At 57.2% G+C, this 17,911-nt stretch carries 9 protein-coding genes; 7 read left to right on the top strand and 2 right to left on the bottom strand.

The features are described from left to right. Positions 1 to 367: 367 nt before the first annotated feature. The 7 genes from H9L05_RS15495 to H9L05_RS15470 all read left to right on the top strand — a co-directional run bounded on the left by H9L05_RS15495 (position 368) and on the right by H9L05_RS15470 (position 11,500). Positions 368 to 1,594, top strand: coding sequence for an NAD(P)/FAD-dependent oxidoreductase (locus H9L05_RS15495; protein WP_394368440.1), 1,227 nt, complete (start codon positions 368 to 370; stop codon positions 1,592 to 1,594). A gap of 112 nt (positions 1,595 to 1,706) precedes the next feature. Then, entirely contained in the window at positions 1,707 to 4,151 is a 2,445-nt protein-coding gene (locus H9L05_RS15490) for a TonB-dependent receptor (RefSeq protein ID WP_187731704.1), read from the top strand. A gap of 170 nt (positions 4,152 to 4,321) precedes the next feature. Further along, positions 4,322 to 4,750: a glycoside hydrolase family 127 protein gene (locus H9L05_RS25160; RefSeq protein ID WP_262892548.1), complete on the top strand. Its 429-nt coding sequence runs from the start codon at positions 4,322 to 4,324 to the stop codon at positions 4,748 to 4,750. Further along, the gene (locus H9L05_RS25155; RefSeq protein WP_262892547.1) at positions 4,735 to 6,690 is read left to right on the top strand and encodes a glycoside hydrolase family 127 protein; all 1,956 of its coding nucleotides are present in this window, start codon (positions 4,735 to 4,737) and stop codon (positions 6,688 to 6,690) included. The genes H9L05_RS25160 and H9L05_RS25155 overlap by 16 nt, the downstream gene beginning before the upstream one ends. Positions 6,691 to 7,831: 1,141 nt before the next feature. After that, the gene (locus tag H9L05_RS25150) at positions 7,832 to 9,592 is read left to right on the top strand and encodes an RICIN domain-containing protein (RefSeq protein WP_187731703.1); all 1,761 of its coding nucleotides are present in this window, start codon (positions 7,832 to 7,834) and stop codon (positions 9,590 to 9,592) included. 307 nt (positions 9,593 to 9,899) lie between these two features. Beyond that, positions 9,900 to 10,835 (top strand): ring-cleaving dioxygenase, encoded by a 936-nt coding sequence (locus tag H9L05_RS15475; RefSeq protein WP_187731702.1) that lies wholly within the window; start codon positions 9,900 to 9,902, stop codon positions 10,833 to 10,835. Positions 10,836 to 10,837: 2 nt separating this feature from the next. Continuing rightward, complete coding sequence (locus H9L05_RS15470) at positions 10,838 to 11,500, top strand: alpha/beta hydrolase (protein ID WP_187731701.1); 663 nt, start codon at positions 10,838 to 10,840, stop codon at positions 11,498 to 11,500. A gap of 135 nt (positions 11,501 to 11,635) precedes the next feature. On the opposite strand, the gene H9L05_RS15465 is transcribed toward H9L05_RS15470, so the two are convergent. Beyond that, positions 11,636 to 12,067 carry an alpha-2-macroglobulin family protein gene (locus H9L05_RS15465; protein ID WP_187731700.1) on the bottom strand — a complete coding sequence of 144 codons (432 nt, stop codon included), beginning with the start codon at positions 12,065 to 12,067 and terminating at the stop codon, positions 11,636 to 11,638. Further along, positions 11,998 to 17,631, bottom strand: a complete 5,634-nt coding sequence (locus H9L05_RS15460; RefSeq protein WP_187731699.1) for a carboxypeptidase-like regulatory domain-containing protein — start codon at positions 17,629 to 17,631, stop codon at positions 11,998 to 12,000. Before H9L05_RS15460 ends, H9L05_RS15465 begins: the two co-directional genes overlap by 70 nt. Positions 17,632 to 17,911: the final 280 nt, after the last annotated feature.

Raw genomic sequence — 17,911 nt, 5'->3', positions numbered from 1 at the left:
ATGGCAGGGTGGGTTTAATCTACTGCAAGTAAAGAGTTTGCGGCACAAAAGCAACTCTGCCAGCATAGGCGCCGAAGAAGCTGAACGGGCACAGCTAAAGGCAAGCAAATGAGACTGGGGGGCTTTTTTAAAGCGTAACATTTCCCAATGACTGAGCAACCACACCCCCATCTTCGCCCGTTTCGCGTATTTCAGCCAGCTATACTTGAACCTAAGCGCCGACAAGCTCAGCTAACGCCTTACTTCAGTCCCCCTTTTACAATATGGAAACCCTTGCCAAAATAGAGGACATCAATCAGCCCCGGGTGGTAATTGTGGGGGCGGTTTTGCCGGCCTGGAGCTGGCGCGGGCGCTTCGCAACGCCCCAATGCAAGTGGTGCTTATTGACAAGCAGAACTACCATGCCTTTCAGCCCCTGCTCTACCAGGTGGCCACCGCCAGCTTGGCGGCCGACTCAATTGTGTCGCCGTTTCGCAAGATTCTGGATGGGCAAGACAACTTTTACTTCCGCCTGGCCGAGGCTATTTGCGTTGATACTGAACAACATCTGCTCGAAACGTCTATCGGCCGCATTCGCTACGACTTCTTGGTGCTTGCCACCGGGGCCACGGCCAACTTCTTCGGCGATGAGCAGATGCAGCGGCACGCCATCACACTGAAAAGCGTGGCCGATGCCATCGAGCTGCGCAACACCGTGCTTTCCAACTTCGAGCAGGCCCTACAGCTCGGCGACATGGAAAAAATCAACAGCCTGCTGGACTTCGTGATTGTGGGCGGCGGGCCTACGGGCGTTGAAATTGCCGGCGCCCTAAGCGAGCTGCGCGCCCACGTATTTCCGCGCGACTATCGGGAGCTGAATTTCAAGGAAATGGATATTCACTTGGTGCAAAGCGGCCCGGCCTTATTAAAAGGCATGTCGGCAGAAGCGTCGCAGAAGTCGCTGGAATACCTGAAGCATTTTGGCGTACAGGTGTGGCTCGACCGGCGCGTAAAATCCTACGACGGCTATACCGTGACGCTGAATACCGGCGAGAAGCTGATTACCCGCACGCTTATTTGGGCGGCGGGCGTGACGGGGAGCCCGATAAAAGGGCTGCGCGAGGACTGTCTGCTGCCCGGCAATCGGTACGCCGTCAATGAGTTTAATCAGGTAGCGGGCTACGATAACATTTTTGCCCTCGGCGACATTGCCGCCATGCGCAGCGAGCTGTATCCCGAAGGTCACCCGATGGTAGCGCAGCCGGCTTTGCAGCAAGGGCGCTTGCTGGGCCAGAACCTGGAGCGCCAACTCAAGAACGAACCCATGCAGCCCTTTCGCTACGACGACAAGGGCAGCATGGCCACCATCGGCCGCAACCACGCCGTGGCCGACATTAAGCTTTTCGGCCGCGATTTGCGGCTGGGGGGCTTTATTGCCTGGCTGGCCTGGGGCTTCGTGCACGTTGTCTCGCTGGTCAGCTTCCGCAACCGCCTGATCGTGCTGCTCAACTGGGCTTACAGCTATTTCAGCTACGATAAAGGCCTGCGCTATATTATAGGCACCCGCAAAGTTCTGCCGCCCGTGGAAGACACTCAGGACAAGGCAATTACGTAAGTAAAACATCAAAACAGAGTGAGTGTAAGCGCAGCAGTAGCCACGTAGTAAACATCCCGGCTAGCTGGGGGTTGGTAGGATCATCCACCCAATACCTCATCACTAGCTGGTAATGCTCAGATTTTACTCTCTCCTGCTGTTGCTGCTGGCTACCTATTCTGCCCTAGCCCAATCGACGGGAGTACTGACGGGTACCGTGCGCGACCGCAAAACCCAGGAAACATTGCCCGGCGTGACCGTATTGCTGGAAGGCACCACGCTGGGGGTCGCCTCAGATGCGGAAGGCCGCTACCGCCTCACCGATATTCCCGTTGGTAGCTACAACGTGCGCGCTTCCCTCCTTGGCTACGATATGCTGCTGAGGGCCAACGTAGTAATCACCTCCGGCAACGCCTCCATCATCAATCTGGAACTGACCAGCAACACCCAGCAGCTAGCGGAAGTAGAAGTAGTGGGCAGCCGCGCCATCCGGGTGGCCACGGCCGAAACGCCCCTCTCGGTGCAGCGCATTAATACGGAGGAGATAAAAAGCAATCCGGGGGGCAATTTTGACATCTCCAAAGTGATTCAGACCCTGCCCGGTGTGGGCGGAGGCGGCACGGGCGGCACCTCCGGCTTTCGCAACGACATTATCATTCGGGGCGGTGCGCCCAACGAAAACGTATATTACCTCGACGGCATTGAGGTGCCCGTTATCAACCACTTCCAGACCCAGGGCTCCGGCGGGGGGCCCACCGGTATTCTGAACGTGTCGTTTATTGAGGACGTAACGCTCAGTTCGTCAGCATTTGAGGCTCGCTACGACAATGCCCTGTCGTCGGTGCTGCAATTCCGGCAGCGCGACGGCAACCCCGACCGCGTGCAGGGCAATGTGCGGCTGAGTGGCACCGAAGTAGCCGGCACCCTGGAAGGCCCGCTGGCCAAAAACACCACCTTTCTGGCTTCGGCCCGGCGCTCCTACTTGCAGCTGCTGTTTAAAGCCATTGACCTGCCTATCCGGCCCAACTACTGGGATTTTCAGTATAAAGTAACAACCAAGCTTTCCCCCAAAACCACGCTTACTACGCTCGGTCTCGGCGCCATCGACCACTTCGAGCTGGCCGTGCCGCGCAAATCCAGTCCTGATAAGGAGTACACCCTGCGCTCCACGCCCACCATAGACCAGTGGAACTACACGGTGGGCCTTTCGCTGCGCCACCTCCTGCCCGACGGCTTTCTGAACGTAGCTCTGAGCCGCACCCAGCTCGACAATAAACTCGACCAGTTTGAAGACCGCACCACCACCGAAGAGTCGCGGCGGGTGCTGCTCACGCGCTCCGGCGAAACCGAAAACAAGCTGCGCCTCGATGTAAACAAGGCCGTAGGCCGGTGGCAGTACGCGTTCGGGGCCGTGGGGCAATACGTGCAGTACGACAGTCGCTTTTTCAGCCGGGTGCGGCGCGAAGTGCGCGATGCGCAAGGCCAGCTGGTGTCGCCGCAGGTAGATGTGCGCTTCCAGACGGCCATCGACTTTGCCCGCTTTGGCGCGTTTGGGCAGCTCACCCGCACCCTGCTCCCTGATGATCGGCTGACCTTGTCGGCGGGCCTGCGCGCCGACGGAAACTCCTTTACGACGGGCGGCGCCAACCTGCTGCGCACGCTCTCGCCGCGGGTATCGGCCTCTTATGCGCTGGCGCAGCGCTGGAATCTCAACGCCTCCGTGGGTCGCTACTACAAGATTCCGCCCTCCACTATTCTGGGCTTTCGGGATGAGGCCGGCACCTTGGTCAACCAGAATGCCCGCTACATACGCTCCGATCATTACGTGGCCGGCCTGGAGTTTTTGCCCACCGCCGCCTCGCGTTTTACCCTGGAAGGCTTTTATAAAAAATACAGCCACTATCCCGTATCCGTCCGCGATGGTATCTCGCTGGCCAACCTGGGGGGCGATTTTGCGGCCCTCGGCAACGAAGCTATTCAAAGCACGGGCAAAGGCCGCGCCTACGGAGCCGAGCTGTTTTTTCAGCAGAAGCTAACCCGCAAAATATTCGCCGTGGCTTCGTTTACTGCCTTCCGCTCAGAGTTTTCGGGCATCGATGGGCAGTATAAGCCCTCGGCCTGGGATACGCGCTTTCTGGCCTCTGGCCTGCTAGGGCGCAAGTTTAATAAGGGCTGGGAGATGGGCTTTAAATACCGTTTTGCGGGCGGCTCGCCCTACACGCCCTTTGATCTGGAAGCCTCCCAGGCTACTTACTTCGCCGTGGGCAGAGGCGTGCTCGACTATTCCCGCCTCAACACTTTACGCCTGGACAGCTTCCAGCAGTTCGACTTCCGCCTCGATAAGAAATTCAACTGGCGCCGCACCAGCATCGACCTGTTTTTGGATTTGCAGAACGCTTTTTTGCTCAAAACGCCCGGCTTGCCAACATACAGCTTCCAGCGCACTCCCGACAACACAGACTTCCTGACCACCGACGGCCAACCTGTTCGTCCTGACGGCACCAACGCTTTCCCCATCCTACTACAGGATGACAGCCCCAACCTGACGCCAACCATCGGCTTTATTCTGGAATTCTAAAATTGAGTTAGACCCCCAGTGCTTGTTTTATGTGCTGGGGGGCAAATTTCATTTGATCAAGACTATAACAATCGATTGTGTAGATTTAGCCGATGGCTGCGGACCAGGCGGTGCTGCCTGCTCGTCGCTGGTATAGTGTCAGTTATTATAACTTCTGTTTACCTAATATCATGAAAACAAGCTGGTTAAGTATAGGCTTTCTACTCGTAGCCGTAACGCTGGGTCAGGCCCAAACGCCGCTGCAAAGCTTTCCGCTGTCGGCGGTAACGCTCACCGAAAGCCCCTTTCAAGCGGCTCAGCAAACCGATCTGCAATACATTCTGGCGCTGAGCCCCGACCGGCTGCTGGCGCCCTATCGCCGCGAAGCGGGCCTGGCGCCACGCGCACCGAGCTACGGCAACTGGGAAAATACGGGCCTGGATGGACATATTGGCGGACATTACCTGTCGGCGCTAGCGTATATGTACGCCGCTACAGGCAATGCAGAAGTTGGGCGGCGGCTTACCTATATGGTAGATGAGCTGGCGCTGTGTCAGGAGCGCAACGGCAATGGCTACCTCGGCGGCACGCCTGGGGGCAAAAAATGTGGGAACAGGTAAAAGCGGGCAACATCAACGCGGGCAGCTTTTCCCTTAATAATAAGTGGGTGCCTTGGTACAACATCCACAAAACCTATTCGGGCCTGCGCGACGCGCATTTGTTTGCGGGCAACACCAAGGCTAAAGACATGCTGGTGCAGCTCGCCAACTGGGCCGTTGACCTGACTGCTTCCCTTACCGACGCCCAGATTCAGGATATGCTGCGCAGCGAGCACGGCGGCATGAACGAAGTGCTGGCTGATGTAGCCGAAATCACCGGCGACAAAAAGTATCTGACCCTGGCCCGGCGGTTTTCGCACCGCTCCATATTAGAGCCGCTGCTGGGGGGCAAAGATGAGCTGAACGGTCTCCACGCCAACACCCAGATTCCGAAAGTGATAGGTTACAAGCGCATAGCCGAGCTATCCGGCGATACCGCCTGGAGCAACGCCGCTGCCTTTTTCTGGAAAACAGTAGTAGACCACCGCACCGTCTCGATTGGCGGCAACAGCGTGAGCGAGCACTTCCACCCTGCTCAGAATTTTACGGCCATGCTGGAAGGCAAGGAGGGCCCCGAAACCTGCAACACCTACAACATGCTCAAGCTAAGCAAGCAGTTGTACCTCACCAGCGCCTCCACTCCTTATATAGAGTACTACGAGCGGGCGCTCTACAACCACATTCTTTCCTCCCAACACCCCGAAAAAGGCGGTTTCGTGTACTTCACCCCCATGCGGCCCCGCCACTACCGCGTGTATTCCCAACCCCAGGATGGCTTTTGGTGCTGTGTGGGCTCAGGCCTTGAAAATCACGGCAAGTACGGCGAGCTGATTTATGCTCATAATAAAGAGGACTTGTTTGTCAACCTTTTTATTCCCTCCCGTCTCACCTGGCCCGAGGCCGGCCTGACCCTTACCCAGGACACGCGCTTTCCTTTTGCCGAAACCTCTAACTTAAAGCTTCAGCTTAAAAAAGCCCGCCGATTTGCCCTGCATATCCGCCGCCCTACTTGGCTGAAGCCGGGTGACGGCCAAGTGCTCGTAAATGGCCGTGCTGCCAAATACGAAACCTCAGCCCCCGGCTATCTGACCATCGAGCGCAAGTGGAAGTCGGGCGACGTGGTGAGCGTGGCCTTGCCCATGGAAACCAAGGCCGAATTTCTGCCTGACAAATCGCCCTGGGTATCCTTCGTACACGGCCCTATTGTGCTGGCCGCCATTACCGATACCACGGATATGCCCGGTTTACTGGCCGATGGCAGCCGTATGGGCCATATTGCCAGCGGCCCTGCCTACCCGCTTGACGAGGCTCCCGTGCTGGTTACATCGAGTCCTCAGAACCTGGTAGCCGATATAAAGCCCGTGGCCGGCAAGCCGCTCACCTTCAGCGCCGCCTCGCTTATCGATTCTGACCGCTATCGGAAAGTAGAGCTGATTCCCTTTTTCCGGATACACGATGCGCGCTACATGGTTTATTGGCCGGTAGCCACGCCCGCCGAACTGGTCGCACGCAAACAAGCCCTACAGCTAAAAGAAGCGGAAAAGATGGCCCTGGAAGCCCGTACGCTCGATCAGGTGGCGCCCGGCGAGCAGCAGCCCGAGTCGGATCATGGCTTTGAGGGTGAGCAAACCGACACCGGTGTATTCAAGGACCGGCATTGGCGTCAGGCCAAAGGCTGGTTTAGCTACAATCTCAAAAACCCTGGAAATGCCGCACGCACCTTGCGCGTCACGTTTTACGGCAAAGACAAAGACCGCCGGTTTGACATTCTCGTCAATGGCAAACTGCTTAAGCAGGAAAATTTGCAAGGCCTCGGCGGCGAAAAGTTCATCGAGGTGGACTACAAGCTCCCGCCTCAAGTGCTGGCTTCTGCGCCGGAAGTTCTCACAGTCAAATTCCAGGCAAATAACGGCTCTACGGCAGGGAGCGTGTATTATGTGCGCTTACTGAAAGCAGAATAGCTAACTCTAGCTGGGTAGCTCATTACAGCCAACTTGGTTGGCTCACGTAGTTCACACTGCAATGAATTTGCAGCTAAAGTAGCTGAGCTGAGCAGTGCGCTATGACGCATTGTTCAGCTCAGCTACTTTAATAATACAGGTCAGAATAAACATTGAAGCAAGACTTTTTCATTCTCTCGCAAACTCATGTATATACCTACTATTTCATAAAATATATATATAATATCTCATTTTTAAACACCATAAACTTTATGGCGAATATAATTTTTACAATACAACCAAATACGAGCTTCATAAAGTTCATTTATTATGCATGCAGATAAGATTAATAAGTGATAATTGAGCTAGGTCGCTCCTTTTCAAAATTGGGTAGTACGGAACCTCAACAGTAAGCACCAAGTTCAGGCGCTGTAGCCTTCATGAAAATGCTTGCGAGTGTTATTGTTGACAGCCTGATTCTATGGATACAGCCTTCTATCTAAAATTATCTTTCTCCCGGATTTACTGTCCAATTTTTTCACGCCGTATTTCAATATAATCTATTGCCTATACTGTGAACCTTATAATGTCACTGCGTACAATAATGAGGCATTTTAAGACGGTTTATTTGTAATAAAGAAGTAGGATCTACTTTACATAATATAGCAAAAACGCCCCCCAGAATGCTCTGGGGGCGTTTTTGCTATATCGTTTGTTGCTTTTCCTGCTTAGCTGCACAGCAGGGTTTATGGTGTTTCCACTATGTGCAACTTTTTGTTCTAATGCTTCGGGTTCGACTTTATCCAGTAATATTGCCACTTATAAACCAGTAGACTCCCACACAAACTGGTCAGTATTGTTCACTCTGGATTGTTCACTTTTATTCTTTCAACCCTTTCTGCGAATGCACATCCGACACCTTACCCCCGTTCCAGCACGCCGAGTAACATCACATTGGACACTGTTTTCCTGGCTGCTTCTCCTCCTCACTGGCGCTGCCCACACCAGCATCGCCCAAGATTATCAAGGCCCTCTACGTATTACCAGAGGCGGTACTTATTCCGGCAACTGGGAGAGCCACGACTCAAATACACCTGCGGTTAGTGTTGAAACTACTGAGCCGGTGGTTATTGAAAATGCGAATATTCGTAGCCGGGGCATTTTGATTCGTTCCCATACCCCTGGCAGCAATGTAACGGTTCGTAATGTGAATGGTTACGGTCTGACGCCTAGCCAAGACAACACACGATATGGCCGCTTCTTCGACGCGACAAATTTTAAAAATGTTCGTCTAGAGCATAACTACCTCGACCACACCTCAGGTATTTACTTAGCTGGTTACACAGGTAATCATTCTGACCAGGAAACGGTTAAAATCAAATACAATAAGGCTAGCAATATCGATGGCCGTTATCGCAATGGCGGTAAAGAGTACGTACAATTTGTACAGTTCAACGGCGTAACTCAGATCAGAGGAGCAGAAATTGCCTGGAATCAGGTAATCAACGAACCTTATAAAAGCCGTGTAGAAGAGAACATCAACTTCTATATGTCTAACGGAACTTCCGATAGCCCCATCCTGATCTACGACAACTACATTCAGGGAGCCTACCCAAATGATCCGGCTAACGAGACTAATTATGGTGGCGGCGGCATCAACATGGGTGATGGCAACACCGGCGACTGGGCAAGATCACCAGGCTACATGAAGGCGTATAATAACCAGATCGTTAGCACCGGTACTCAAGGTTTGTGTATCTCGGCTGGCCACGACATGGAGTTCTTCAATAACCGCATTATCAACTCGGGTTACTTAGCAGATGGTACATATATAGCTGCAAATAATGTAGGTATCTACATTATGAAGAGTGGTTCAAGCAGCGATATCTTTCAGAATAACAGAGCTTATAACAACGTAGTAGGCTATGTTAATCGTAAGAATTGGAATTCGCGTAATGACCAGTATCTGCCCGATGCAGCTGATGCTCATAACTACTCCTTGAACACAGAATTGCCCTTCCTGATCACTCGCGACACGGAGAAGGCTGAATTCACCATGTGGGAAACCAAACTCCGTAACAACGGTGTAGTTGTAGGCCCAACTTCAGGTTCGCCAACTCCGGCACCTGCTCCAAGTCCCGCTCCAGCCCCGGCACCAACTCCAACTCCAGGTGGCAGCAGCGCAATTGTATCAGGTGGCACCTACAAGCTTGTAGGCAAAGGCTCCAACAAAGTGCTTGACGTAGACAACAACAGCGACCGTGCCGGTGCCAAAGTGCAGATTTGGGACGACAATGGTTCTACCGCTCAGCGTTTTGTAATTTCCCTTCAGAGTGACGGCACCTACAAACTCACGCACAAGGGTACTGGTCAAGTACTTGATGTAGATAACAACAGCGATCAGAATGGCGCTAAAATACAGCAGTGGGATGATAACGGCTCAAGCGCTCAGCGTTGGATTATCACTTCTAACGGCGATGGCAGCTTCAAGCTCATGCACAAAGGCACCAACAAAGTGCTCGACGTAGATAACAACAACTCTCACAATGGTGCTAAAGTGCAGCAGTGGGATGATAACGGCACAACCGCTCAGCGTTGGGTGTTAGTCCGCGACGGATCAGGCATCAGCTCTAACGCTACTCTGAGCGCCGTGAGCACCAGCAATGTAACTGCTGCTAGCAGCGCTGCAACTGCTAAAACCACGAATGATCTTGCTATCTATCCTAACCCAGCCGCTGATTACGTAATGCTGCCTGCCGGCACCGACTACGTGCAGATCGTTGCTCAGTCTGGCAAAACGGTTCTAGAGAAGCGTGGTGCACTTGCCCAGCGTCTGAATATCCAAAGCTTAGCTAATGGTCTGTACCAGGTGCGCGTAGGTGAGAAAGGAAAGATCAGCACACAGCGCTTAGAAGTTAAGTAGTATCTCTCTTCCCTGCGTTTCCTACCATTTTAGTTCTTCTTAACAAAAGCCCCTCCTAGCGAGGGGTTTTTTGTTGCCTTATAATTCCGTCCAACTTCGGTACTGACCAACCTTTAACGGTAGCTTTACTCTTACTACTTCTCTGGTTCACTTTTATTCTTTCCGTAGGCCTCAGACTCCCATAAGCGACGCTACTGATGAATTTTACGTATGCTTATCAGTAGAAGTTTCAGGATTTTATCTTTAACGCTAGATTTTTTCTTGTTCTGTCAGTTTAGCCTCTGTTCACTCTTAAATCTCACGTTTTATGTCGGATCAGATCCTTGGCCTGCACCACATCACGGCCATTGCCAGTAATGCGCAACGCAACTATGACTTCTATGCGAAAGTGATGGGGCTGCGCTTTTTGAAGAAGACCGTCAACTTTGATGACCCCAGCACCTACCACTTTTACTTTGGCGATGAGGTAGGCTCGGCGGGCACCATTCTCACGTTTTTCCCCTGGCAGAATATGACACCTGGCCGGCGCGGCACCGGGCAGGCCACTGAAATTGGCTACTCAGTGCCGGAGGGCAGCTTCGACTTCTGGCTGAAGCGCTTCGCGCAGCATAACGTGACGTTCAACAAGCCCAGCGAAAAATTCGGTGAGCCTTACCTCACCTTTCTCGACCCGGATGGCCTGAAGCTGGAGCTGACCGTTGCTAAAAACGCCGATCCGCGCACGCCCTGGACGACGCCGGAGGTGAGCGCCGCGGTAGCGACCAAGGGCTTTCATAACGTGACCCTGACGTTGACCAACATTAAGGGCACGGCCGAGATTCTGACGGAAGTATTCGGCTATAAGCTGATGGAGCAGCACGTAAACCGCTACCGCTTCGCCACGGATGCGGTGCCCGGCGCGGCCATCATCGATCTGGTGGAAGCACCCGGTGAGGCCCGTGGGCACGTAGCTGGCGGCTCAGTACACCACATTGCCTTCCGCGTGCCCGATGATGCCACGGAAATGCGCTTCCGCCAAAAGATTGCGGCCCGCGGCCTCAACATCACGGAGCAAATAGACCGGCAGTACTTTCACTCCCTGTATTTCCGCGAGCCGGGGGGCGTTTTGTTTGAGATTGCCACCGACAATCCGGGCTTTATGATCGACGAGTCGCTGGCGGAACTGGGCACCCACTTGTTGCTGCCACCTCAGTACGAACGCCGCCGGGCCCAGATTGAAGCGCAGCTACCCGTTATCAGCTAGTTATGGACTATCAGCCTCTTACCTATATCTACCGCCCTGCCGAGCAGCCAGGCGCCCGAACCTTGCTGCTGCTCCACGGCACCGGCGGCGACGAGCGGGATCTGTTGCCCATTGCGGGCCAGCTCGGCTCCGACTTCAACGTGCTGAGCGTGCGGGGCAACGTGCTGGAGAATGGTATGCCACGCTTCTTTCGCCGCCTGGGTATGGGCGTGTTCGACGAGGACGACGTTCGGTTCCGGACGCATGAGCTGGTGGAATTCCTGCGCAAAATTGCCCCCCAAAAGGAGTTCGACTTACAGAACCTGGTGGCGCTGGGTTATTCGAACGGCGCCAACCTCATTGGCAGCGTCTTGCTGCTCTACCCTGAGCTGTTGGCCGGCGCAGCCCTGCTGCGTCCCATGCAACCGTTGAGCGAAGTACCCGCCGCTCCCATGGCGAACAACGACGACCAAAAAGCCCCCCGGAATCCGGTGCCCGTATTCTTCGCCCCCGGCCAGCGCGACCCGACCGTTGACCCCGCGGCCACGGAGCGCTACGCGAGCCTGCTTACCAATCGGGGCTTTGCGCTCACCCGATACGACGCGCCCGCCGGCCACAACCTCACGCCCCAGGATGTAGCGCAAGCTGCCGCTTGGTATCAGCAGCATTTTTGGCATAGTGCTTAAGTTTTTCAAACCTCTGACTTGCTGCATAATACACAGCTTGCTATCAAGCCTTGAATGAAGAAAGGCCCAGAATTAATTCTGGGCCTTTCTTCATTCAGAGCCGATGGTTATTAGAGTAATGATTACTGTCTATGCCTAGTTGATTGTGGTCTGCTTGCTGGCTGAGCGGCCGAAGCGAGTGGGAAAATACATCAGTTCGGCGCGGGCAGGGTTCAGGGTATATTGACCCCGAAAGCGCGGTTGCAGGGCAATACGGAAGGTATGGCGTCCCACGGGCAGCACGTCGATGAAGATGCCGGTTTGGTGGCGCAGGTACTCCCGATGCACCTCGAAGGAATTGCCCGGCTTGTTGTCGCCGTAGGAGCAGCCGGCCGGGATGGGCACCTCCAGCAGCACGTAGCGCGCTTCGGCGGCCACCTCTACCGTCACCAGCAACTCCGCGGGCTGCCCAGCCTTGAGCTTCACCTGAGCGCCTGTTTGCCCGGCTAGCGTAGTCGTCACGCGGAAGGGCGCGGCCACGGCGGCGGGCTGGGGGTTCTGGAAAGTTTGGTAGGCGGTAGCGTACACAGGCAGCAACCCTTCCTTGCGCAACGTGAGCAAACCGGCGCTGGGGGCATTTTGGCCTCAAATGGAAATTGCGTCACTTCCTGCTGGAGCGCGCCGCTGAGTTGCACCCGCGCCACCGTAGCCCGACCGGGCGCAAACAAGTCGGGGCCGATGGTTTCCAGAATCTGGGCGGCCTCGTAGGTGCTGGCCCAGTGCCCCACGCGCCGCTGATTCAGCAGAAACGTGCGGATACGCGCCAGCTCCTCCCCTCCCCCACCGGCGGCCCGCAGCACGCGGTAGGCCAGCAGGGTAGTTCCTATTCTTCTATTCAGCAGATAACGGTAGTAAGCACTCGCCCGCAGGGCATCCTCATAAAAAGCCCCCCCGAGCTGGGTGGTAAAGCGGTGGCGCCGCAGACTATCCAGCTGATATGGCAGCTTCAGCTCCTGACGCAGATTCGTGAGCGCCAGATACGTATCCAGTTGCTGCCGGCCGCGCTCCAGGCGGATGATGTAGGTGGCGTAGTCGGTTTGGACGCCCAGGCGGTGCAGAATCTGCAAGAGGCGCAACCGGTCGTCGGGCGTGCCAAAAAAGCCCCCCACGAAGGCTGCATTTCGTTTTTCGGCAAAGCTCAGGTCCAGCTGCTTAAGCAGATAGATCTGCACGTCGTTGCGGTCGAGCTGCACTTTGTAGCCTTGTTTTTCAGCCTCTAACAGCGCTTCCAGCACGTGCAGCGTGGCCCAGGCGCTGATGGGCGAAGTCGGCCAGGTGCCCCACAGGCCCGGCTTCTGCTGTCCCTGCCGCAGCCGCCGAATCAGCTGGTTTACGTCCTTGGCGTGGGTGAAAGGCTGTTGCAGAAACTCGCGGATGCGCTGTTCCAGCAACAGGGCTTTGAGTTTGGAGGCCGCCTGCTCGTTGCAGAGGTAGGCGTACTGCTGCACGTGGCGAATTTCCTCCAGCAACAAGGGCAGCAGGTCGCTTTCCAGACGAACGGTGGTTTCGCCCAGCTTGGGGTCGAAAGTCAATTGCAAAGTAGTATCGGCAGCGGTGAGCACGGCGAAGGTGCCGACCCGCTCGCGGGTACCGGCTGGCAGCACGGGCACGGTGCGCACTTCGCCATCGGCGTAGCCATCCGGCTTTTGCAGGCTGAAGGTAACTTGCAGGGAATCAGCCTTGGCGGGCGCCGTGACGGTAAGCGTATCCAGGGCCGACGTGATAACCTGATGGCGCGCGGTGCGGGCCACGGTGGCGCCCACCCGGAAGGTTGTCGTGACCTGGGCCGTGTCGGGGAGGTAGTTGAGGGTTTTGCCTAGCACCTGGGCCTTGTCGCCGGCCACCAGGAAGCGGGGCACGGCCAGCTCGCCAAGCAGGCCTTTGAAGGAGCGCAGGCTGGCGGTGGCGCTGCCGGTGCGGCCGTGGTTATCGGAGCCTAGTACGAAGGTGTCCCAGCCGGTTACGTCGTCGGGCAGGATGGCTTCGGTGGTGGCTTGGCCGCGGGCATCGGTGAGCAGGTTGGGGCGCCACCAGCCTACGTCGGAGAAGCGGCGGCGCAGGGCTAGGCGCGGGTCGCGGCCGTCGGGTTGGGTGTTGTCGGCGTCGGCTGGGGCCGTGGGGTCGGTTAGGGAACGGGGCGTTTTGGTGGCTTTGGTTTTGATGATAACTACTCCACCCGCGGCTTTAGCGCCATAGATTGCCTCGGCTTGCGCGCCCTTGAGTACGGTAGTAGAAAGAATGGAAGCGGGGTCGATATCTTCCACCCGGCCATTGAAAGGCACTCCATCCACGATGTAGAGCGGTTGGTTTGTCATGGATAAGCTAGCGTTGCCTCGAATCCTGATGATATTGCTGCTTACACCTGATGCACTGTTGGTTATAGTTACTCCAGCCACTCGGCCCTGTAGACTTTGGCTACCTAAACCTGTCACAACCACCTCCGAAAGCTGCTTGGTATCAGCGCTTAAGCTGACCTCCAGCTCCCGCCCAATCACCACGCGCTCCACTGTGAGGTAGCCAATAAAAGAGAAAACCAGTGTACCACCGTAGGGCACGTTTAGCTCAAAGCTGCCATCGGCGTTGCTGGACACTCCTACGCTGGTGCCTTTTACCAGCACCGTGACGCCCGGCAGACCTTCGCCCGAACTTTTATCGAGCACCCGCCCCCGCACCAGCGGCCATCCCCGCCGCTCCGCCGCCGTCGTTTCCCGGATTTGGTAGGTGCGCACGGCCGGCTGTTCAGTCGCCGCCGTCGAACGGATGGTGCGCATCTCAATAAAACGCCTCACACGCTGGCTCGCAGGACCTTTTGGCTGCCGATGCGAGTGCTGAAGCTGCACGTAGGTAGTACCGCCGGCCCGGACGTTTACATCGGCGGGCACCAGACAGGTGCTGTCGGCCAGCAGCACGGCCACGCGGTATTTGCCGGGCTTCAGGCCTTGTACAGGCATTAGCCCACGCAACAGCCGACCAAACTTTGGCTGGCTCTGCTGGGTAATTAAGGTGTATAAAACAGCGGGCACGGGCGTTTGCGGTTTCATATCAGCATTCGTAGGTGGCGCCCACAGCACCAGGCGGCCCTGCCCGGCGCGGGTCTGCACGGTGTCATCGAGCTGCACGAAGGTCCAGGCGCGGGTGGTTGGCTGGAAGCTGAGCTGCTCCTGGAGCTTGCGCACGGCGGCTTCGGTGTAGGCAAAGCCGCGCAACGGCAGCGAATCGGCGGAGCTGTAGCGAGTCAGGCCCTCGAAGCGATAGGGCGGTGTGCTGGTTTGCTTGAGCAGACCCGGCGCGAAGGCGTAGCGGTAAGCAGGCTCAAACAGAAATTTCTGCCGCAGCCCGCTCCCCTCCCGGTACAGCACCGAGTCGGCCCGAAACGGCCCGCCCATCCACACCGCATTTCGATAGTCCTGCTGGGAACGATGCTGATACGTAAGTACCTGCAAACGGGCACCTTGCCGGAGCGTGGGCAACACGCCGGGGGGCAAATTGGTGACGCTCACGGGCAGCAAACGTCGGTTCAGCTCGGTTTGCTCAAGGGGAGTGAAAGTGGCGGGGCGCTCTTCCACCGTCATATCGGGGCGCGGGTAGTTCAGGTCGAGGCTGACGGTGAGCTTGTGCAGGGGCCGCAGGTACACGCCGCGCAAAGTGATGAGGCGAGTAGCGGTGCGAACGGCCAGGGTGTGGTAGCCACTGTCGGCTACCAGGGCGTAGGGCTCGGTGTGGTTGATGGCGCGAATGTAAATCGGCACACCATCCAGATATACGGCTGCCGCCGGCTGCACTCGGCCCGAATCGACTACAAAGGGTGCCACCTGCGTGATGCCGCCCGGCGCGGGGCGGTATTCGCCAAATACGCCGAAATCAGGATACAGAAATTGATAAAACACCAGCGAATCGAGCCCCAACTGCCTGCGCCACTGCGCCCAATCGAGTAGTTGCTGGCTGGTTTGCTCGGGTTTGTTGTCAAACTGCTCCGCCAGCCGAAACCGCCGCCCGGCCCTTCGGCCCACCGTAGGTGGCTCAATGCTGGGCAGCTCGGGGGCCTCGGGCTGCCGGAACTTGCTGGTGTAGGCATAGGAAGTGAGGTCGGCATTGGGCACCGGCGCGCCCGCGCCATCGGTAACGTGGTACGTCAGGCGGATGCGCTGGCCAGGATAGGCCACGGCAGGCTGCTCGGCGCGAACCTGCAACTGGCTTTGATTCAATGGGATACTGTATTCATCGGTGCGCATCTCCCCGCCCCACTCGTACTGCACCGAGGCAAACCACGGCTCGGGACTGCTGGCCCGCTCGGCCATTTTCAGCTCCCGGCCATAGCCCCGGCGCACCAGCTCATTACCCCGATACACGAAGTACCAGAACGCCAGTCGGTGGGGATTTTCCATTTCTACAAAAATAGAGTCGTGGGTGCGGTCGGAGCGCAGGGACAGGGCGGCGTTGGCGGGCGTCAGGCGCAGCTCGGCGGTGCGGCCGGCGGCATCGCGCAGCACATAACGGGCGGCCTGGGGCAGCACCGGCAAATCCAGCGGCAGCTGCACGGGGCCGCGAAACAGAGGTTTCTGTAGAACGGAATCCGGGGGCCAAATCTCCAGCGTGGCGGTCTGGGGGGCATTTTTGCCGGCTTGCTGAAAGCGCAGCTGCACGGAGTCGTTGTGGAGCTGCACGGTCAGCTGACCGGGGTCGAGGCGGTAGGTAACCTGGGCCTGCTCGGCGTGGCGCTCGTTGTCGGAGTTGAGGAAGGTGGCTTCTACGCGGTAGCGCAACTCGGCGGCGGGCAGCTGACTGGGGGGCAAATTCAGGCGGGTTTCGCCAACAGGATCAAGGGATTGAGCATACGTCCAGAGCGTGTCGGGCACAAACACCACGGGCGAGGCCAGGCGCGTAACCTGCGTGGGCACCACCGCCACCTGCACCCGCGCATCCAGCAGGTTCAACTCATTGGCATCGGTGCCGCGCAGAAACAAAGCCTGGGGCGTGCCCCGGCGCTGCTCGGTTTCGGCCACGCGCAGGGTGTAGCGGGTGTTTTTCAGCTCATAATCTTCCAGCTGAAACTCCCCGCTGGCCAGGGTCACATCATGAGAATTGTCGAGGCGCACGTACACGGGGCGGCTGCTTTGCAGGCCCAGCGTATCGGTCAGCGGCAACTCAAAGACGTAAGAACCAGGCCGCTCTGCGCGGAGCACGGCTATCTTTCTATCCTTACCATTATTGGTGAGCCACAGCGTGAGCGGAGCGGTGCAGAGCCGGCCGCCGTCGCGCCGGGTCACCCGCGCCTTCAGCCGCAGGGTGTCGCCCTGGGGCCGGTAGCGGGGCTTGCTAAATACCAGGTAGTGCGTCCAGGTCTGCTCTCGCCGCTGCTCGCGCTGATTTTGACGCTCCTCGCGCACGTCTTCGCTAAACACCGACCGCACCAAGCCCACCAGCCCAGTAGTCGTGTAGCTGAAGTGCCGGAGGCCGCGCACAAAGTTGCGTACGGGGCCCGTGAGGTATCCCAGCGGAAACCCAAACACCACCCGATTAGCTACGCTGCGGGCCGTGAAGGGCATTTTGGAGGGAAACGTTCGGGTGAGCAGATGATAGGTCGTGCGCCCACCCTGCGTGACGGCCACAATGCCGCCGCGCCCGCCCCGCGCCTTGCGGAAGCTCTGCGTAGCGGCATCAAATGGCACTTCGCGCCCGCCTATACGCACCTGGGCCCGGCCGTCGAGCAACTGGCCGGTCGTATCGCGCACCACCAGAGCCAGATCCACCTGATTGTCCAGCACCACTACCTCGCGGTCAGTCACGGAGCGCAGCCAGTACACCAGGCGCGGCCCCTCGGTGTGGGCCACCAGGTAGTAGCCCACTGGCAGCGGACGACGCCACTGGCGGAGGCTGTCCGTCGGAAATGAGTCGACAGGCTGGATGAAAAAGCTGGCCTTGGCCGCGCTCAAACCTTTCTGGTACAGCAGCAGCGTTTTAGCGTCGGTGAGGCGGAAGACTTTGGTGTAGTAGCTGCGCTGCCGGCCCTGAGCCAGGCGCTGCTGGGCCGCGGCCACCTGCCAGCTCAACAAATACAGCAATACAAAGACGAGGCGTAGGTGTCGGGGCATAGGCGAGGCAGGTTGGAAAGGCCAGAAAACTGGTCGGGCCCAAGCTATCCGCCGGCCGACGGGAGGATGATGCCCTGGGGGCTTTTTTCCACACGCGCCGCGAAAATTATTTTCAGAAACATCTGAGTGGTACCACGACCGAAAAAGTCGTGACACCACTAGGCCACTTGGCTACCGGCTTACTCCCGCATAAAACTCCCGCCGCACTTAAGTCAGCCGCTGCTCGGCGGCTTGTTTGTTGGGCGCCTCCGGCAAAGGGAGGCAAAGGCCGCTTACACTT

The sequence above is a fragment of the Hymenobacter qilianensis genome, from assembly GCF_014489555.1.
Classification (GTDB): Bacteria; Bacteroidota; Bacteroidia; order Cytophagales; family Hymenobacteraceae; genus Hymenobacter; species Hymenobacter qilianensis.
This window is presented reverse-complemented; position numbering and strand designations above follow the sequence as displayed.